The following is a 17,846-nucleotide window of genomic DNA, read 5'->3' as shown; positions in this document are numbered from 1 at the left end:
GCTGAACCACGCTCGGAACGGACGCGAAGGGCCCCGCCACCGGACGGTGACGGGGCCCGATGCGTTGTCAGCGACGCCGGTCGGGATCCGCGAGACCCGCGCGCCGCAGCGCGTCCGCCATCGCGCTGTTCGCCGGCGGCGGAGCCTGGCGGTCGCCGCCGCGCTCACCGCGGCCGCCCTGCCGGCCGCGCTGCTGCGGCGGACGGCCGCCGCGCTCACCGCGCTCACCGCGCTCACGCTGCTTCGGACCGCCGCCGCCCGCCTCCTTCGGCGCGGCCTCGTCATCGAGGCGCAGCGTGAGCGAGACCCGCTTGCGCGGAATGTCGACGTCCAGGACCTTCACCTTCACCACGTCGCCCGGCTTCACCACGTCCCGCGGGTCCTTGACGAAGGTCTTCGACATGGCCGACACATGCACCAGGCCGTCCTGGTGGACGCCGATGTCCACGAAAGCCCCGAAGGCGGCCACATTGGTGACCACGCCCTCCAGGATCATCCCGGAGGCCAGGTCGCCGAGCTTCTCCACGCCCTCCTTGAAGGTGGCCGTCTTGAACGCGGGCCGCGGGTCGCGCCCCGGCTTCTCCAGCTCCCGCAGAATGTCGGTCACCGTCGGGAGACCGAAGGTCTCGTCCACGTAGTCGGCCGGCTTCAGCGAGCGCAGCACCGGCGCGTTGCCGATCAGCGAGGCGACCTGCTCGCCCGCCGTCTTCACCATGCGCCGCACCACCGGATACGCCTCCGGGTGCACGCTGGAGGCGTCCAGCGGGTCGTCGCCGCCGCGGATCCGGAGGAAGCCCGCGCACTGCTCGTACGCCTTGGGGCCGAGCCTCGCCACATCCTTCAGGGCCTTGCGGGAGCGGAAGGGGCCGTTGGAGTCGCGGTGCGCCACGATGTTCTCGGCGAGTCCGGTGCCGATGCCCGACACCCGTGAAAGCAGCGGCGTGGACGCGGTGTTGACGTCGACTCCGACGCCGTTCACACAGTCCTCGACGACCGCGTCCAGCGAGCGGGAGAGCTTCACCTCGGACAGGTCGTGCTGGTACTGCCCGACGCCGATCGACTTGGGGTCGATCTTGACGAGCTCGGCCAGCGGGTCCTGGAGGCGGCGGGCGATGGAGACGGCGCCGCGGAGCGAGACATCGAGGTCGGGCAGCTCTTGCGAGGCGAACGCGGACGCGGAGTACACCGAGGCGCCCGCCTCCGAGACCATCACCTTGGTGAGGCCCAATTCCGGATGTTTGGCGCACAGTTCACCGGCGAGCTTGTCGGTCTCGCGGGAGGCCGTGCCGTTGCCGATCGCGATCAGATCGACCGAGTGCTCCTTGGCGAGCCGCGCCAGTTTCGCCAGCGACTCGTCCCACTTGTTCGCGGGGACGTGCGGATAGATCGTGTCGGTCGCGACGACCTTGCCCGTCGCGTCGACGACGGCGACCTTCACGCCCGTACGGAAGCCGGGGTCCAGCCCGAGCGTGGACCGGGTGCCCGCCGGCGCGGCCAGCAGCAGATCCCGCAGGTTCGCGGCGAAGACGCGTACCGCCTCGTCCTCGGCGGCCGTGCGCAGCCGCAGCCGCAGATCGATGCCCAGGTGCACCAGGATCCGGGTCCGCCAGGCCCAGCGCACCGTGTCGGCGAGCCACTTGTCGCCGGGACGGCCGCGGTCGGCGACATTGAAGCGCCGGGCGATCATCGACTCGTAGAGGGAGGGACCCGGCTGCTCCGACGGCTCCTCGGGCTCCAGGACCAGGTCGAGGACTTCCTCCTTCTCGCCCCGGAACATGGCGAGCACCCGGTGCGAAGGCAGTTCCTTGAAGGGCTCGGCGAAGTCGAAGTAGTCGGCGAACTTGGCGCCCGCCTCCTCCTTGCCCGCGCGCACCTTCGCCGCCAGCCGCCCGCGCGTCCACATCCGCTCACGCAGCTCGCCGATCAGGTCGGCGTCCTCGGAGAATCGCTCCGTCAGAATCGACCGCGCGCCGTCCAGCGCCGCGGCGGCGTCCGCGACGCCCTTGCCGTCGTCGACGAAGGCGGCGGCGACCGCGAGCGGCTCCACCGACGGATCGCCGAGCAGCCCCTCGGCGAGCGGTTCGAGACCGGCCTCGCGCGCGATCTGTGCCTTGGTGCGCCGCTTGGGCTTGAAGGGCAGGTAGATGTCCTCGAGGCGCGCCTTGGTGTCGGCCGCCCGGATCTGCGCCTCGACCTCGCCGGTGAGCTTGTCCTGCTCGCGTACGGACTGAAGAATCGCGGCCCGCCGCTCCTCCAGCTCCCGCAGATAGCGCAGCCGCTCCTCCAACGTGCGCAGCTGCGCATCGTCGAGCATCTCGGTCGCTTCCTTGCGGTAGCGCGCGATGAACGGCACGGTCGACCCGCCGTCGAGCAGCTCGACGGCCGCCTTCACCTGTCGCTCGCGTACGCCGAGCTCCTCGGCGATCCTGCCTTCGATGGACGTCGTCACGGTTCCCCGACTCGCCTTCTCATGCTGGTCGTGCTGGCTGTGCTTGAGAGTGCATTGTGCCGGGTGGCCGGGGCCCGTGTCGCGCGCCGCCTCGGACCCGATCCGGCCATCGTGCCGCGCCGATGGGCGTCAGTCCTTGCTGCTGAGGTCCTCGGGGAAGGCGCCGGCGGCCACCGCGAGGCTCAGGAAGCCGCGCGCCAGCTCGGTCAGCCGCTCGACGCCCTCGGCGCCCAGATGCTCGTACGGAGCCTTGTCGATGCGGTCCGTATGGTCTTCGAGCCCGGCCCGCAGTTCTGCGCCGGCCTCGGTCAACTCGCCCTCGGCGTCCAGCAGTCCGCGCTCGCGCAGCCGGTCCTGGGCGGCCTCCCAGTCGGTGCGCCGCCAGCCTCGCGTGGCCAGGATCCAGCGCGGCGCCGCGCCCTTTCCGGTCGCCGTGTGGCTCACCATCGCTTCGAGGGGGTCGAGCCCGGCCGAGAGCAGGGCGGCGAGATGGCCGTCGCCGCGGTGCTCGCGCAGCAGGGTCGCGGCGTGCCAGTACGCGAGATGGGGCTCGGCGGGCACGGGCAGATCGGCGTGCGCTGCATACAGCGGCCGGGCGTGCCGGGTGCAGGCCTCGGTGGCCCGCAGCGCCAGCTCGGCCGCCTCCGCCAGCTCCTTGGAGGCGATCACCTCGTCGCCGAGCAGCCGCCGCAGCGTGCGGTCGACGATGCGCAGCCGGGCGTCGAGCACCGCCTCGGGCGAGGCGGTGTCCCACACGGCGGGCAGATGCTGTGCGATCAGTTCGTGGTTGAAGTTGTAGAAGGTGGCCGCCACCGCGCCCGGGCCGACGGCCCCCATCGCGGCCGCGCGCGCGGCGAAGTAGGCGGCGCGCTCGTCCTCGATGCCGAGCCGCGCGTACTGGGCCGCGAAGTCCGGCGAGAAGTAGAGCGTCGAGTGCATCGGGTTGAGGGCGTGGTGACAGCGGCGGCCGGAGCGCGCGGGCAGAGTGCTCATACGAGAGAGGTTACCGACTGGTCGGTACGTCGTGAAGCCCGGGTGCGGCATGACAGGAACGTACGTCACGGCCGGGGGGTCTCGTCCGGCATCGACATAGCCCTGCAGCTGCTCGGCAAGATCCGAAAGACACCCCGTGGGCCGAGAAGGTCACACAGCCCAGGTGAAACGGGGCGCCCTGCGCTCCAGGAAGGCGGCGACCCCCTCGGCGGTGTCGCCGCCGGCGCGCGCCTGCTCCTCCCAGTGCGCGTCCCGGTCGGTGCGGCCGGTCGTGAACTCCTTCGCCGCGGCCTGGGTCAGCTGCGAGCGTGACGCGATGATCCGCGTGAACTCCGCGACCCGCTTGCCCAGTTCGCCCTTCGGCAGCACCTCGTCCACCAGCCCGGTGCGCAGTGCCCGCTCCGTGTCGATCAACTCGCCCGAGAAGAGCAGGTACTTGGCCGTCGCCGGGCCCACCAGCGAGACCAGCCGCCGGGTGGTCGAGGCCGGATAGACGATCCCGAGCTTCGCGGGGGTCACCCCGAACAGCGCGTCGTCCTCCGCGAACCGCAGATCGCAGGCCGCGGCGAGCTGGCAGCCGCCACCCACGCAGTAACCGCGTACCGCGGCGAGCGTCGGCTTGGGGAACGCGGCCAGCGCATCCTCGGCCCGTACGGCGAGGGTCTGGGGCGCCTCTCCGGGCTCCCGCAGCGAGGAGATGTCGGCGCCGGCGCAGAAGGTCGGGCCCTCGCCGGTCAGCACCAGGGCTCGTACCGAAGCGTCCGTGGCCAGCTCCGCGAGCAGCCCGGGCAGCGCGCGCCACATGCCCGCGGTCATGGCGTTGCGTTTGGCGGGATTGCTGATGACGACGGTGGCGACCCCGTCCGCGACGGCGAGTTCCAGCTGCGGCTCCATGCGCCGGATGCTATCCGCTGCCCCCGAGCCCACCAATCGGCCAGAAGAAGATCAGGAACGGTCGCACGGCTGACTGTGTCATGCGCACTCGGTCAAAAAGCGTCGATAGACGCTGACTTGTGTTCAGCTGCCGGGTCCGGACCAACGGACACCAACACTTATTACTCGATGGTCAGTGGCAGTCGAGCCGAGGGTGGGTGCCGGACTATGGAGAGCCGCGGGAGCGTCCCGGCCCGGCCCCTGTCGTACGAGGGCGTCTGGCGATTCACCGCTCCAGCGGTCGACGTGTCCGTACCGCAGGCCCGGCACGCCGTACGGGACCTGCTGAACCGTCAAGGCGTCCCCGCCCGGGACGACCTCGTCCAGGGACTGCTGCTGATCGTCTCCGAGCTGGTCACCAATGCCGTACGGCACGCGGCCCTGCTGTCGCCCGAGATCGCCGTCGAGGTCGCCATCGGAACGGAGTGGATCCGGGTGTCGGTGGAGGACAACCATCCCTACCGGCCCAAGGCGCTGGAGAGGGACTACGGACAGACCGGCGGCCGCGGTCTGCTTCTCGTACGCGAGATCACCCTGGAAGCCGGCGGATCCTGCGACGTCGAGCACACCGCGGGCGGCGGGAAGATCATCTGGGCAGCGCTGCCGCTGAGACCGGGCGGCTCCGCGGTCTTTTAGGTCGCCGTGCCCGTCCGGTAGGTCGCGGTGCCCGTCCGGTCACCAGCCGCCGGACGGACCGGTCAGCTCCCTGATCGCCGGGCGTGCCGCGTCGAGCACGGTCATGAACCAGGCCGAGAACGTACTCTCGGCATGCCGCGCCTGAAGTTCCTTCGGCGTCACGAAGGCCGTCTCGCCGACCTCGTCCGGGTCCGGCCGCGGCGGAGTCTGCACAAGGCCCACGAAGAGGTGGTTGTACTCCTGCTCCACCAAGCCGGAGTCGGGGTCGGGGTGGTTGTAGCGGACCGTGCCCGCCTCGGCGAGCAGCGAGGGCGAGATCCCCAGCTCCTCGTGCGTACGCCGCGCGGCCGCCGCGAAAGGGGCCTCGCCGGGGTTCGGGTGCCCGCAGCAGGTGTTCGACCAGACACCGGGGGAGTGGTACTTGCCCAGGGCGCGGCGCTGCAGCAGCAGCCGCCCGTGCTCGTCGAAGAGGAAGACGGAGAACGCCCGGTGCAACATCCCGGGCGCCTGATGGGCGGCGAGCTTCTCCGCGGTGCCGATGGTGTTGCCGTGCTCGTCGACCAGTTCGAGCAGGATCGCTTGGGTGGTTTCCTTCGACGAGCTGTTCGTCGCGGTGGCTGGTGAGGTCGGCATAACCATCCTTCGCATCGGTCCCCGGCGGCCCTGGGTGGCCTGCCCAGTCTGCCGTACAAAAGCGGCTTGTCCGCACTTCGGCAGTCCGGGCATGTCCGTCTCCGCCGCGCCGTGACGGTGCGGGGGCGACGTTGTTCGTCACATGCCGAAAGCTCCGGGGCATTCGGCCGTGCCCCGCGGCACGCCCCCCGGAATCGTTGAGCACAAGGGCCATCATGGCCTCGTCGGGCACCTCGGAAACCGGCCTGATCCCACGGCGCGGAGTCCGCTCGAAGCCGAACCTCGGGCAGTAGACCGGATGGCGCAGGACCAGCCTCGCAAACCCCTCAGTGACAGAGCCTGGCCTCGTGCTCGGCATGGCCGACAGGCTCGAGCTGGAAGGTGCAGTGCTCGACATCGAAGTGGTCCCCGATGCACCCCTGCAGATCGTGCAGCATCTTCTCGTGCCCGACCGCGTCCAGGACGTCCTGGTGCGCCACCACATGCGCCGAGAGCACCGGCATCCCCGAAGTGATCGTCCAGGCATGCAGATCGTGTACGTCCTCGACCCCGGGCAGGGCGAGTATGTGAGCGCGCACCTCACTCATGTCCACGCCCTTCGGGGCCGCCTCCAGCAGCACATTGAGCGTCTCGCGCAGCAGCTTCAAGGTGCGCGGCACGATCATCAGGCCGATGATCAGGGACGCGATGGGGTCGGCCTGCTGCCAGCCGGTGGCGAGGATGATGCCCGCCGAGACCAGCACGGTGCAGGACCCGAGCGCGTCCGCGAGGACTTCCAGGTACGCCCCGCGGACGTTCAGGCTCTCCTGCCGGCCCCGTACGAGCAGCGAGAGCGAGACCATGTTGGCGACCAGACCGACCACGGCGAACGCGATCGTCAGTCCGCCCTTGGTGTCGGCCGGAGTGATGAAGCGCTGCACCGCCTCGACGACCAGATAGCCGCCCACGCCGAGCAGCAGCAGACAGTTGGCGAGCGCGGCCAGGATCTCGGCCCGCGCGAAGCCGAAGGTGCGGTTCCCTTCCGCGGGCAAGTTGGCGAAGTGGATCGCCAGCAGAGCCAGGGCGAGCCCGACCCCGTCCGTCGCCATATGTGCGGCATCGGCGATCAGCGCGAGCGAGTCGGACAGGATGCCGCCGACGATCTCCAGGACCATCACGCCCAGCGTGATCGACAGGGCGATGCGCAGACGTCCCTTGTAGGCCGATGCCGCGGTGCCGGTCGGCGGCGGTCCGCCGTGCGAATGCCCGTGGTCGTGCCCAGCCCCCATGTAAGACGCCTCCTGGTCGCCGGAAGTGACTGCCGAGACCTCAGTGAACTACGGGTGGGGGGTATCGGGCAACACGGCACTGAACACCGTTGTCATATCGCCTGACCTGCGGAAACGACCTACATGACGATCCGCAGGTCAGGCGCTCACAAGATCAGTTGGCCCGTGCCTCGGGGCGCCGGAGACACCAGCCGTCCCAGGCCGACTCGACCATCTCGCGAACCCCGCGCGAGGCCTTCCAGCCGAGCTCCTTGGTGATCAGATCGACCGAGGCAACGGCCCTGGCCGCGTCGCCGGGGCGGCGCGGCTCGATCACCGGCTCCGCGTCGTAGCCCGTGACCTCGGCCACCAGATCGGCGAGCTCACGCACCGAGACCCCGGTGCCGCGGCCGATGTTGACCGTGAGATCCCCCGCGCCGTTCTGCTCCGCGAGCCTGCGGGCCACGGCGAGGTGGGCGTCGGCCAGATCCGCGACATGGATGTAGTCCCGGATACAGGTGCGGTCCGGCGTCGGATAGTCGGCGCCGAAGATCCGCGGAGCCTCGCCGCGCGTGATCCGGTCGAAGAACATCGGGATGATGTTGAACACCCCGGTGTCCGCCAGCTCGGGCCGCGCCGATCCGGCCACATTGAAGTAGCGCAGACAGGCCGTGGAGATGGAGTGCGCGTTGCCGGTCGCCCGGACCAGCCACTCGCCCGCGAGCTTCGTCTCGCCGTACGGATTGATGGGCTCGCAGGGAGAGGACTCGGGGATCAGTTCCACCTCGGGCACCCCGTACACGGCGGCCGACGACGAGAAGAGGAACCGCTTCACACCGGCCTCGACGACCGCGTCGAGCAGGACCGTCAGGCCGTGCACATTCTCCCGGTAGTAGAGCAGCGGCTGCTCGACGGACTGTCCGACCTGCTTCTTCGCCGCGAGATGTACCACGCCGGTGACGGCGTGCTCGGCGAGCGTGCGGTCGAGCAGCTCGCGGTCCAGGACCGCCCCCCGCACCAGCGGAATCTCCCGCGGCAGCCGCTCGGCGACGCCGGACGAGACGTCGTCGAGGACGACGACCCGCTCACCCGCCGCCGTCATGGCCCGCGCGACGTGCGCTCCTATGTACCCCGCTCCACCTGTGATCAGCCAAGTCATGACCGCCACCTTAGGGGTGTCCTGCGGATCATGCCGGGCCCGCGGTTTGTTGAGGAAGCCTCCGATCGACGATGATGATCTCGGCGGGACCCAGCAAGCCATGTCCATGGCGAGCGGGCCGTGAACGGCCCGTGAACTCCCGCTTCCGCACATCCGATAGCCTCTGCCGACGAGCCGCCGCCCGTATACGGGCCGCGCCGCCGCGCACCCGCACCCTCAGCTCCAAGGAGTGAGTTCGTCTGTCGACCGCCATCCTCACCGGTCCGCCGGTACCCGGATCGTCGCTCGAGGGCGATCTGCGGTCGCTGGGTTTTGACGTACGGATCGCCTCCGGCGCTGAAGACACCGCGGCGCTGATCGCCGCTGTCCCGGGCGCCGACCGCGTCGCCGTCGTCGACCCCCGCTTCGTCGGGCACGTCCACTCGCTGCGGCTGGCGCTCACGGACCCCCGCTTCCCGGCGGCCGCGGTGCACGGTGCGCTGACTGCGCAGCCCGAGGCGCGCACCGCGCTGACCAGGGCCCTGTCGGCCGCCGGCACAAGCACACCCTCCGGCGCGGCAGACGACAGCGACACCCTGTCGGCGGTGCGGGCCGTGGTGCTGCCCGACGTGCTCGCCGACGCGCTGGATGCCGGAGGCACCGCCGTGCACCGGCCCGAGCTGGGATCGCTCGTCGCGACCGTGCCCGGTGACCCCCAGGCCCGTAACGAGGCACGGCAGGCCGTCTCCGCGGTCGACGACGAGGACGTACGGCTGCGCTCGGCCGTGAAGGCCCGCGACGGCTTCTTCACCACCTTCTGCATCAGCCCGTACTCCCGCTACCTCGCCCGCTGGTGCGCACGCCGGGGACTGACCCCCAACCAGGTCACCACCGCCTCGCTGCTGACCGCGCTGATCGCGGCCGCCGCCGCAGCCACCGGAACCCGCGGCGGCTACATCGCGGCCGGCCTGCTGCTGATCTTCTCCTTCGTCCTGGACTGCACCGACGGGCAGCTCGCCCGCTACTCGCTGCAGTACTCCACGATGGGCGCCTGGCTGGACGCGACCTTCGACCGCGCCAAGGAGTACGCGTACTACGCGGGCCTCGCCCTCGGCGCTGCCCGGGGCGGTGACGACGTATGGGCGCTGGCGCTCGGCGCGATGGTGCTGCAGACCTGCCGCCATGTCGTGGACTTCTCCTTCAACGAGGCGAACCACGACGCCGTGTCCAACACGAGCCCCACCGCCGCGCTCTCCGACAAGCTCGACAGCGTCGGCTGGACCGTCTGGGTGCGCAGGATGATCGTCCTGCCCATCGGCGAGCGCTGGGCGATGATCGCCGTGCTGACCGCCGTGACCACGCCCCGGATCGTCTTCTACGCACTGCTCATCGGCTGCGCCTTCGCCGCCTCCTACACCACCGCCGGGCGCGTCCTGCGCTCGCTGACCCGTAAGGCTGGGGGCACCTCCCAGGCGAAGCTCTGGGGGAGGACCGACCGCGCAGCTCAGGCGCTCGCCGACCTGACCGACTCCGGCCCGCTCGCCGAAGCGATCGCGGGCGGCTTCGCCAAGCGCGCGCTGAGCCTCCCCGCGTTCGCTCCCTTCGTGATCGCCCTGGCGGGCGGTGCCGCCGTGGTGGCGACGGCCGCGTTCACCGACTACGGCTCGCCCTGGCCCGCCGTCGCCGCTGTGGCGTATGTCATCACCTCGGGCATCGCCGTCGCCCGCCCCCTCAAGGGCGCCCTCGACTGGCTCGTCCCGCCGGTGTTCCGGGCCGCCGAGTACGGAACCGTCCTGGCGCTCGCCGCCCGCGCTGAGGTGAACGGAGCCTTGCCCGCGGCCTTCGGCCTGGTGGCGGCCGTCGCCTACCATCACTACGACACGGTGTACCGCATCCGCGGCGGTACGGGCGCGCCCCCGAACTGGCTGGTGCGGGTCATCGGCGGGCATGAGGGGCGGACCCTGGCAGTCGCGGTGCTGGCCGCCCTGGTCACCAACGCACACTTCACGATCGCGCTGACGGTCCTCGCTGTGGCCGTCGCACTCGTGGTGCTGGTGGAGAGCATCCGCTTCTGGGTGTCCTCCGGAGCACCCGCCGTACATGACGAAGGAGAACCCGCATGATCGGCCTCGTACTGGCAGCCGGTGCCGGACGGCGTCTTCGCCCCTACACCGACACGCTTCCGAAGGCCCTCGTGCCCGTCGACGGCGACACCACCGTCCTCGATCTCACCCTGGGGAACTTCGCAGAGATCGGCCTCACCGAGGCCGCCATCGTGGTCGGCTACCGCAAGGAGGCCGTCTACGAGCGCAAGGCAGCGCTGGAGGCGAAGTACGGCCTGAAGCTCATCCTCGTCGACAACGACAAGGCCGAGGAGTGGAACAACGCCTACTCCCTGTGGTGCGCGCGTGACGTCCTCAAGCAGGGCGTGATCCTCGCCAACGGCGACACCGTCCACCCCGTCTCCGTCGAGCGCACCCTGCTCGACGCCCGCGGCAACGGCCAGAAGATCATCCTCGCCCTCGACACGGTGAAGCACCTCGCCGACGAGGAGATGAAGGTCATCACCGAGGGCGACAAGGGTGTGCGGCGCATCACCAAGCTGATGGACCCGGCCACCGCCACCGGCGAGTACATCGGCGTCACGCTCATCGAGCCCGAGGCCGCCGACGAGCTCGCCGACGCACTGAAGACCACCTTCGAGCGCGACCCCGACCTCTACTACGAGGACGGCTACCAGGAGCTCGTGAACCGAGGCTTCACCGTGGACGTGGCCCCCATCGGCGACGTCAAGTGGGTCGAGATCGACAACCACGACGACCTCGCGAAGGGCCGTGAGATCGCGTGCCTGTACTGACCCGACTGATCCCGTCGCCGGTCGTCGTCGACATCAGTGCCGGTGCCCTGGACGATCTGGCCGGCCTCCTCGCCGACCAGCGGATCTCCGGTTCCGGAAAGCTGGCCATCGCGATCAGCGGCGGCTCCGGCCAGGCGCTGCGCGAGCGACTTGCGCCGGTACTCCCGGGTGCCGCCTGGTACGAGATCGCCGACGGAAACATCGACTCCGCGGTCAAACTCGCCGACCACATCAAGGGCAAGCGGTACGACGCCGTGGTCGGCCTCGGCGGCGGCAAGATCATCGACGTTGCGAAGTACGCCGCGGCGCGAGTCGGCCTGCCCATGGTTTCCGTCGCAACGAACCTCTCGCACGACGGCCTCTGCTCCCCGGTCGCGACGCTGGACAACGACAACGGCCGTGGCTCCTACGGTGTCCCCGGTCCGATCGCGATCGTCATCGACCTCGACGTCATCCGCGACGCCCCGGTTCGTTTCGTACGCTCCGGCATCGGCGAGGCGATCTCCAACCTCTCGTCGATCGCGGACTGGGAGCTGTCCCACCAGGTCAACCAGGAACCGGTGGACGGCCTCGCCGCCGCGATGGCCCGTACCGCAGGCGAAGCCGTACTGCGCCACCCCGGAGGTGTCGGCGACGACGATTTCCTCACCGTGCTCGCCGAGTCCCTGGTGCTGACCGGCATCGCGATCTCGATCAGCGGGGACACCCGGCCCGCATCCGGCGCCTGTCACGAGATCAGCCACGCCTTCGATCTGCTCTACCCCAAGCGGGCCGCCAGCCACGGCGAGCAGGTCGGCATCGGAGCCGCCTTCGCGATGCACCTGCGTGGTGCGCACGAGCAGTCCGGACTCTTCGCCCAGGTGCTGCGCAGGCACGGCCTGCCTGTGCTGCCCGAGGAAATCGGGTTCTCCACGGACGAGTTCGTCAAGGCCGTGGAGTATGCACCACAGACCCGTCCGGGCCGCTTCACCATCCTCGAGCACCTTGACCTCACCACCGATCAGATCAGGGACGCGTACGCCGACTATGCCAAGACCATCAGTAGCTGAACTCCGTCCGGTCGTTCACCCGGAGGGAGTGAAGGACCGGCGAAGCGGCGAGCACTGGGGCGGCCGCCTGTACATGCGCGAGATCTCCCTGCGCATCACCCGCCGTCTGGTCACCACCAACGTCACGCCGAACCAGCTGACGTACCTGATGACCATCTGCGGTGTCCTCGCGGCTCCGGCCCTGCTCGTGCCGGGCATCTGGGGCGCCGTCCTCGGCGTCGTGGCGGTCCAGCTCTATCTGCTGCTTGACTGCGTCGACGGCGAGGTGGCCCGCTGGAAGAAGCAGTTCTCGCTCTCCGGCGTGTACCTGGACCGCGTGGGTGCCTACCTGTGCGACGCGGCGGTCCTGGTCGGCTTCGGCCTGCGGGCCGCCGACCTGTGGGGCCCGGGGCCGATCGACTGGCTGTGGGCCTTCCTCGGCACCCTCGCCGCGCTCGGCGCGATCCTGATCAAGGCCGAGACCGACCTGGTCGGGGTCGCCCGCCATCAGGGCGGGCTGCCGCCGGTCAAGGAGGCGGCGGCCGAGCCGCGCTCGTCCGGCATGGCACTGGCCCGCCGGGCCGCCGCCGCGCTGAAGTTCCACCGGCTCGTCCTCGGCATCGAGGCGTCCCTGCTCATCCTGGTGCTCGCCGTCCTGGACGCGATCCAGGGCGACCTGTTCTTCACGCGTCTCGGCGTCGCCGTGCTCGCCGGCATCGCGCTGCTCCAGACGCTGCTGCACCTGGTGTCCATCCTGGCTTCGAGCAGGCTCAAATGACTGTGTTCTCCCGCGGGACGACCCCCGAACCCCCGAGGCCGATGAAGCTCGGCGCGGTCATCATCACGATGGGCAACCGCCCCGACGATCTGCGCGCCCTCCTCGATTCGGTCGCCAAGCAGGACGGCGACCCGATCGAGGTGGTCGTGGTCGGCAACGGCGCCCCGGTGATCGACGTCCCCGAGGGCGTACGGACCGTGGACCTACCGGACAATCTGGGCATCCCGGGCGGCCGAAATGTCGGCATCGAGGCCTTCGGCCCCTCCGGTTCCCACGTCGACGCGCTGCTCTTCCTGGACGACGACGGTCTGCTGCCCAACAGCGACACCGGCGAGCTGGTGCGCAAGGCCTTCGAGGCCGATCCGAAGCTGGGCATCGTCAGCTTCCGTATCGCCGACCCGGAAACCGGGCTCACCCAGCGCCGCCACGTCCCGCGGCTGCGCGCCTCCGACCCGATGCGCTCCTCGCGGGTGACAACGTTTCTCGGCGGCGCCAACGCCGTCCGTACGAAGGTCCTCGCCGAGGTCGGCTCGCTGCCGGACGAGTTCTTCTACGCACATGAGGAGACGGACCTGGCCTGGCGGGCGCTGGACGCGGGCTGGGCGATCGACTACCGCTCGGACATGGTGCTGTTCCATCCGACGATGCCGCCGTCCCGGCACGCGGTCTACCACCGCATGGTGGCCCGCAACCGGGTCTGGCTGGCCCGCCGCAACCTTCCCGCACCCCTGATCCCCGTCTACCTCGGTGTCTGGGTGCTGCTCACCCTGCTGCGGCGGCCCTCGCTGCCCGCCCTGAAGGCCTGGTTCGGCGGTTTCAAGGAAGGCTGGCAGACTCCTTGTGGTCCCCGTCGGCCCATCAGGTGGCGTACGGTGTGGCGCCTGACTCGTCTGGGCCGCCCTCCTGTCATCTGACATGCTCGGTCCTGAGAGCATCGGGCGTACTCCCGGGACCTGGACGTCTGAGCCTGCGCCCGACCGGCTGCGCATCTTGAACACGAAAGTTTCAACTTGTGAGTGACACAACCCATGAGGGTGCGATCGTGACGAGCGCCCCGCCATCCGCCGACGAAGGCCTGACCGCGGCGCAGCTCGCCGATAAGTACGGCCTGTCGGTGAGCGGTGCCCGACCGGGGCTCGTCGAATACATCCGGCAGCTCTGGGGCCGGCGCCACTTCATCGTGGCCTTCGCCTCGGCGAAGCTGACCGCCCAGTACAGCCAGGCCAAGCTCGGCCAGCTCTGGCAGGTGGCGACGCCGCTGCTGAACGCCGCCGTGTACTACTTGATCTTCGGCCTCATCCTGGGGACCAGGAAGGGCATCGCCAACGATGTCTTCATCCCCTTCCTGGTGACGGGCGTCTTCGTCTTCACCTTCACCCAGACGTCCGTGATGGCCGGTGTCCGCGCCATCTCGGGCAATCTCGGGCTGGTACGGGCACTCCACTTCCCCCGGGCGGCACTGCCGATCTCCTTCGCGCTGCAGCAGCTTCAGCAGCTGATGTTCTCGATGGTCGTGCTCTTCGTCATCGCCGCGGCCTTCGGCAGCTATCCCTCGCTCAGCTGGCTGCTGATCGTGCCCGCGCTGGCCCTGCAGTTCGTCTTCAACATCGGTATCGCGCTGATGATGGCGCGGCTGGGCAGCAAGACGCCCGACCTGGCTCAGCTGATGCCGTTCATCATGCGTACCTGGATGTACGCCTCGGGCGTCATGTACTCGATCCCGGTCATGCTGAAGGACAAGCCGGCCTGGATCGCCGAAGTGCTCGGCTACAACCCGGCGGCCGTCTACATGGACTTGGTCCGCTTCGCGCTGATCGACGGATACGGCGCGTCCAATCTGCCGTCGCACGTCTGGTTCGCGGCCGTCCTGTGGGCCGTTCTCTTCGGCGTCGCCGGGTTTGTGTACTTCTGGAAGGCGGAGGAGCGGTATGGCCGTGGCTGAGGACATCACAGCGCAGGACATCGCGCGGGAGCGCATCCCCACCGTCATTGCCGACGACGTCCACATCGTGTACCGAGTGCACGGCGGCAGCGGCGGCAAGGGCAGCGCCACCGCGGCCCTGAGCCGGATACTCCGCCGAGACAAGGGCGAAGCCCGCGGTATCCGCAAGGTCCACGCGGTGCGAGGCGTCTCCTTCACCGCGTACCGCGGCGAGGCGATCGGACTGATCGGAACCAACGGCTCCGGCAAGTCGACTCTCCTGCGTGCCATCGCCGGCCTGCTGCCGACCGAGAGCGGCAAGGTGTACACCGACGGCCAGCCCTCCCTGCTCGGCGTCAACGCCGCGCTCATGGGTGATCTCACCGGCGAGCGGAACGTCATCCTCGGCGGCCTGGCGATGGGCATGTCGCGCGAGGAGGTCCGCGACCGTTATGAGGGGATCGTCGAGTTCTCGGGCATCAACGAGAAGGGCGACTTCATCACCCTGCCGATGCGCACCTACTCCTCCGGTATGGGTGCCAGGCTCCGCTTCTCCATCGCCGCCGCCAAGAACCACGACGTCCTCATGATCGACGAGGCCCTGGCGACGGGTGACCGCAAGTTCCAGATCCGCTCCGAGGAGCGCATTCGCGAGCTCCGCAAGGAGGCGGGCACGGTCTTCCTGGTCAGCCATGGCGCCAAGGTGATCAGGGACACCTGCGACCGTGTCCTGTGGCTGGAGCGCGGCGAGCTCCTGATGGACGGCCCGACCGACGAGGTTCTGCGGGCGTACGAGAAGGAGACCGGCAAGTAGCCGGACCACGAAGATCGCGGGAAAAGACCCCCCGTCGGCGCATCCCGGCGGGGGTCTTCTGCGTCCCTAAGGAGTGTCTTCAAAGTAGCGTCGTCCGCCCGACAGGCAGACGGGACTTTGACGACACGACCTCGGGGACACGGACCGCGCCGCGCGCCGACAAGTGGGCAAGGATCGTCAAGCCAAGGTCAATTCCCGAGCCGCCGGGGAAGGTTGGCCAGGATTGGAGTGTTCTTGTAATGCGCGCAACACCCGGACGTATCACCGCGCGTTGTACAACGTAAGCTGTACCGGTGCTGAATCGCGGCAATCGGGGCGATACGGCCGGACCGGACCTGTGGCGCGCCGTCCGCCGGGCGGTCTCCGCTGAGTGGGGAGGACCGGCGGCGTGTCCGAAATAGGATGGATTGGATCGGCAGTGTAGAACGGGAGATGTGACGGCTATGACGGAAAATCTCCAGCTCCGCGAGGCTCTCGCCGTCCCCGCACCGGGCAGTTCCGAATGACGGGCACCCGGCAGGCGCGCGCCGAGGCTTCCGCGCGCGCCACACTCGACAAGGCCGCGGACGAGAACTTTCCCGTGGCCCCCTTCTTCCTGCCGCGCGCCTGGCGCGATGACCTGATGGCGGTGTACGGCTACGCCCGCCTTGTCGACGACATCGGCGACGGCGACCTCGCGCCCGGCGGCGCGGACGCCCGCCACCTCGGCGTCGACCCCGCGAAGGCGGATGACCGGCTGGTGATGCTGGACGCCTTCGAGACGGATCTGCGCCGCGTTTTCGCCGGAGCCGACGCCGACCCGCACCACCCGCTGCTGAGCGCCCTGCAGCCGCTCGTACGCCGCCGCTCGCTCACCCCGGAGCCTTTCCTCGGGCTGATCGAGGCCAACCGCCAGGACCAGCTGGTGGGGCGCTACAAGACGTACGACGAGCTCGTCGCGTACTGCGAGCTGTCCGCCAACCCCGTCGGCCGGCTCGTACTTCAGATCACCGGCACGGCCAGCCCCGAGCGCGTCCGGCTCTCCGACTCGATCTGCACCGGGCTCCAGATCGTCGAGCACCTCCAGGACGTGGGCGAGGACCTCGGACGCGACCGGATCTATCTGCCCGCCGAGGACATGCAGCGGTTCCAGGTCACGGAGGACGATCTCGCCGCACCGACCGCGGGCGTCTCGGTGCGCGCGCTGATCGCATACGAAGCGGATCGCGCCCGGCGACTGCTGGATGACGGCACACCTCTGGTAGGCAGCGTCCACGGCAGGCTGCGGCTGCTGCTCGCCGGGTTCGTGGCCGGAGGGCGTGCCGCCCTCACCGCGATCGCTGCCGCCGGACACGACGTCCTGCCCGGACCGCCCAAGGCGACCAAGGCCAATCTGCTGCGTGAGGTGGGAGCAGTCTTGCGAAGAGCGCGTAGAGAGGGGTGAGCCGGACGATGGAGGGATCGACGGAGGTGTCGGCGCCGGTGCAGGCCGCGTACAGCTACTGCGAGGCCGTCACCGGCAGGCAGGCGCGGAACTTCGCCTACGGCATCAGGCTGCTGCCCACCGACAAGCGACAGGCCATGTCGGCGCTGTACGCGTTCTCGCGGCGCGTCGACGACATCGGCGACGGCGAGCTCGCCCCCGAGGCCAAGCGGAACCGGCTGGAGGGCCCGCGGGACGTGCTGGAGCGGATCCGCCGCGGCGCGGTCCAGCAGGACGACACCGACCCGGTCGCGGTAGCCCTCGCGGACGCGGCACGCCGCTTCCCTCTCCCACTCGCGGGCCTCGACGAGCTCATCGACGGCGTGCTGATGGACGTACGCGGCGAGACCTACGAGACCTGGGACGACCTCAAGGTCTACTGCCGGTGTGTCGCGGGCGCGATCGGGCGGCTCTCCCTCGGCGTGTTCGGCACTCAGCCCGGAGCGCGCGGCGTCGAGCGCGCCGCCGAGTACGCCGACACGCTGGGGCTCGCCCTTCAACTCACCAACATCCTCAGGGACGTTCGCGAGGACGCGGCCAACGGACGCACCTATCTGCCCGCCGACGACCTCGCCAAGTTCGGCTGCTCCGCGGGCTTCCACACCGCGACCCCGCCGCCCGGCTCCGACTTCGCGGGCCTGGTGCACTTCGAAGTACGGCGCGCCCGCACCCTGTTCGCCGAGGGCTACCGCCTGCTGCCCATGCTCGACCGGCGCAGCGGCGCCTGTGTCGCCGCGATGGCCGGGATCTACCGCCGGCTTCTCGACCGCATCGAACGCGACCCCGAGGCGGTGCTGCGCGGCCGCGTCTCGCTGCCCGGGCGCGAGAAGGCGTACGTCGCCGTGCGCGGACTGTCCGGACTCGACGCCCGCCACATCACGCGGCAGACCCTGAGGGGGCGTGTGTGATGCGGGCGCACAACCGGCGGGCAACCGTCCGCTCCGGCGCGGCGTCCCT

Annotated in this window: 16 protein-coding genes; 10 read left to right on the top strand and 6 right to left on the bottom strand. The window is 69.9% G+C overall.

Annotated elements, in window-relative coordinates; translation table 11 throughout:
* Window positions 1–67: 67 nt before the first annotated feature.
* The 3 genes from OG905_RS06695 to OG905_RS06685 all read right to left on the bottom strand — a co-directional run bounded on the left by OG905_RS06695 (window position 68) and on the right by OG905_RS06685 (window position 4,336).
* Window positions 68–2,449 carry a Tex family protein gene (locus OG905_RS06695; RefSeq protein WP_328666672.1) on the bottom strand — a complete coding sequence of 794 codons (2,382 nt, stop codon included), beginning with the start codon at window positions 2,447–2,449 and terminating at the stop codon, window positions 68–70.
* A 129-nt stretch (window positions 2,450–2,578) separates the two neighbouring features.
* The gene (locus OG905_RS06690) at window positions 2,579–3,442 is read right to left on the bottom strand and encodes an SCO6745 family protein (RefSeq protein WP_328666671.1); all 864 of its coding nucleotides are present in this window, start codon (window positions 3,440–3,442) and stop codon (window positions 2,579–2,581) included.
* 150 nt (window positions 3,443–3,592) lie between these two features.
* Window positions 3,593–4,336 carry an enoyl-CoA hydratase/isomerase family protein gene (locus OG905_RS06685; protein WP_328666670.1) on the bottom strand — a complete coding sequence of 248 codons (744 nt, stop codon included), beginning with the start codon at window positions 4,334–4,336 and terminating at the stop codon, window positions 3,593–3,595.
* A gap of 207 nt (window positions 4,337–4,543) precedes the next feature.
* Between OG905_RS06685 and OG905_RS06680 the strand changes: the two genes are divergently transcribed.
* Window positions 4,544–5,011 carry an ATP-binding protein gene (locus OG905_RS06680; protein ID WP_328666669.1) on the top strand — a complete coding sequence of 156 codons (468 nt, stop codon included), beginning with the start codon at window positions 4,544–4,546 and terminating at the stop codon, window positions 5,009–5,011.
* Window positions 5,012–5,050: 39 nt separating this feature from the next.
* Here OG905_RS06680 and idi read toward each other — a convergent pair whose 3' ends face one another.
* The 3 genes from idi to galE all read right to left on the bottom strand — a co-directional run bounded on the left by idi (window position 5,051) and on the right by galE (window position 8,050).
* Complete coding sequence (gene idi, locus OG905_RS06675; RefSeq protein ID WP_328666668.1) at window positions 5,051–5,644, bottom strand: isopentenyl-diphosphate Delta-isomerase; 594 nt, start codon at window positions 5,642–5,644, stop codon at window positions 5,051–5,053.
* Window positions 5,645–5,970: 326 nt separating this feature from the next.
* Entirely contained in the window at window positions 5,971–6,912 is a 942-nt protein-coding gene (locus tag OG905_RS06670; protein ID WP_328666667.1) for a cation diffusion facilitator family transporter, read from the bottom strand.
* Between the two features lie 154 nt (window positions 6,913–7,066).
* Entirely contained in the window at window positions 7,067–8,050 is a 984-nt protein-coding gene (galE, locus tag OG905_RS06665; protein ID WP_328666666.1) for a UDP-glucose 4-epimerase GalE, read from the bottom strand.
* Between the two features lie 239 nt (window positions 8,051–8,289).
* Between galE and OG905_RS06660 the strand changes: the two genes are divergently transcribed.
* The 9 genes from OG905_RS06660 to hpnD all read left to right on the top strand — a co-directional run bounded on the left by OG905_RS06660 (window position 8,290) and on the right by hpnD (window position 17,797).
* Window positions 8,290–10,152: a DUF5941 domain-containing protein gene (locus OG905_RS06660; protein ID WP_328682083.1), complete on the top strand. Its 1,863-nt coding sequence runs from the start codon at window positions 8,290–8,292 to the stop codon at window positions 10,150–10,152.
* Entirely contained in the window at window positions 10,149–10,886 is a 738-nt protein-coding gene (locus OG905_RS06655; protein WP_266483553.1) for a phosphocholine cytidylyltransferase family protein, read from the top strand. The genes OG905_RS06660 and OG905_RS06655 overlap by 4 nt, the downstream gene beginning before the upstream one ends.
* Entirely contained in the window at window positions 10,874–11,935 is a 1,062-nt protein-coding gene (locus tag OG905_RS06650; protein WP_328666665.1) for an iron-containing alcohol dehydrogenase family protein, read from the top strand. The genes OG905_RS06655 and OG905_RS06650 overlap by 13 nt, the downstream gene beginning before the upstream one ends.
* Entirely contained in the window at window positions 11,913–12,692 is a 780-nt protein-coding gene (locus OG905_RS06645; RefSeq protein ID WP_328666664.1) for a CDP-alcohol phosphatidyltransferase family protein, read from the top strand. The genes OG905_RS06650 and OG905_RS06645 overlap by 23 nt, the downstream gene beginning before the upstream one ends.
* Before the next feature lie 41 nt (window positions 12,693–12,733).
* Window positions 12,734–13,606, top strand: coding sequence for a glycosyltransferase family 2 protein (locus OG905_RS06640; RefSeq protein ID WP_328682081.1), 873 nt, complete (start codon window positions 12,734–12,736; stop codon window positions 13,604–13,606).
* Window positions 13,607–13,704: 98 nt separating this feature from the next.
* The gene (locus OG905_RS06635) at window positions 13,705–14,634 is read left to right on the top strand and encodes an ABC transporter permease (RefSeq protein ID WP_328666663.1); all 930 of its coding nucleotides are present in this window, start codon (window positions 13,705–13,707) and stop codon (window positions 14,632–14,634) included.
* Window positions 14,621–15,427 (top strand): ABC transporter ATP-binding protein, encoded by an 807-nt coding sequence (locus OG905_RS06630; RefSeq protein ID WP_443043901.1) that lies wholly within the window; start codon window positions 14,621–14,623, stop codon window positions 15,425–15,427. Before OG905_RS06635 ends, OG905_RS06630 begins: the two co-directional genes overlap by 14 nt.
* A 502-nt stretch (window positions 15,428–15,929) precedes the next feature.
* On the top strand, window positions 15,930–16,850 hold the full coding sequence (gene hpnC / locus OG905_RS06625) for a squalene synthase HpnC (protein WP_328666661.1): 921 nt from the start codon (window positions 15,930–15,932) through the stop codon (window positions 16,848–16,850).
* An 8-nt stretch (window positions 16,851–16,858) separates the two neighbouring features.
* On the top strand, window positions 16,859–17,797 hold the full coding sequence (gene hpnD / locus OG905_RS06620; protein WP_328666660.1) for a presqualene diphosphate synthase HpnD: 939 nt from the start codon (window positions 16,859–16,861) through the stop codon (window positions 17,795–17,797).
* Window positions 17,798–17,846: the final 49 nt, after the last annotated feature.

It is taken from the genome of Streptomyces sp. NBC_00322 (assembly GCF_036147535.1).
In the GTDB taxonomy this organism is placed as follows: domain Bacteria; phylum Actinomycetota; class Actinomycetes; order Streptomycetales; family Streptomycetaceae; genus Streptomyces.
This window is presented reverse-complemented; position numbering and strand designations above follow the sequence as displayed.

Bases quoted from the DNA above. Each gene is read 5' to 3' on its own strand.
- OG905_RS06690 (WP_328666671.1), bottom strand. From the start codon at position 3,442: ATGAGCACTCTGCCCGCGCGCTCCGGCCGCCGCTGTCACCACGCCCTC.
- OG905_RS06685 (WP_328666670.1), bottom strand. From the start codon at position 4,336: ATGGAGCCGCAGCTGGAACTCGCCGTCGCGGACGGGGTCGCCACCGTC.
- OG905_RS06680 (WP_328666669.1), top strand. From the start codon at position 4,544: ATGGAGAGCCGCGGGAGCGTCCCGGCCCGGCCCCTGTCGTACGAGGGC.
- idi (WP_328666668.1), bottom strand. From the start codon at position 5,644: ATGCCGACCTCACCAGCCACCGCGACGAACAGCTCGTCGAAGGAAACC.
- OG905_RS06670 (WP_328666667.1), bottom strand. From the start codon at position 6,912: ATGGGGGCTGGGCACGACCACGGGCATTCGCACGGCGGACCGCCGCCG.
- galE (WP_328666666.1), bottom strand. From the start codon at position 8,050: ATGACTTGGCTGATCACAGGTGGAGCGGGGTACATAGGAGCGCACGTC.
- OG905_RS06655 (WP_266483553.1), top strand. From the start codon at position 10,149: ATGATCGGCCTCGTACTGGCAGCCGGTGCCGGACGGCGTCTTCGCCCC.
- OG905_RS06645 (WP_328666664.1), top strand. From the start codon at position 11,913: ATGCCAAGACCATCAGTAGCTGAACTCCGTCCGGTCGTTCACCCGGAG.
- OG905_RS06640 (WP_328682081.1), top strand. From the start codon at position 12,734: ATGAAGCTCGGCGCGGTCATCATCACGATGGGCAACCGCCCCGACGAT.
- OG905_RS06630 (WP_443043901.1), top strand. From the start codon at position 14,621: ATGGCCGTGGCTGAGGACATCACAGCGCAGGACATCGCGCGGGAGCGC.
- hpnC (WP_328666661.1), top strand. From the start codon at position 15,930: ATGACGGGCACCCGGCAGGCGCGCGCCGAGGCTTCCGCGCGCGCCACA.
- hpnD (WP_328666660.1), top strand. From the start codon at position 16,859: ATGGAGGGATCGACGGAGGTGTCGGCGCCGGTGCAGGCCGCGTACAGC.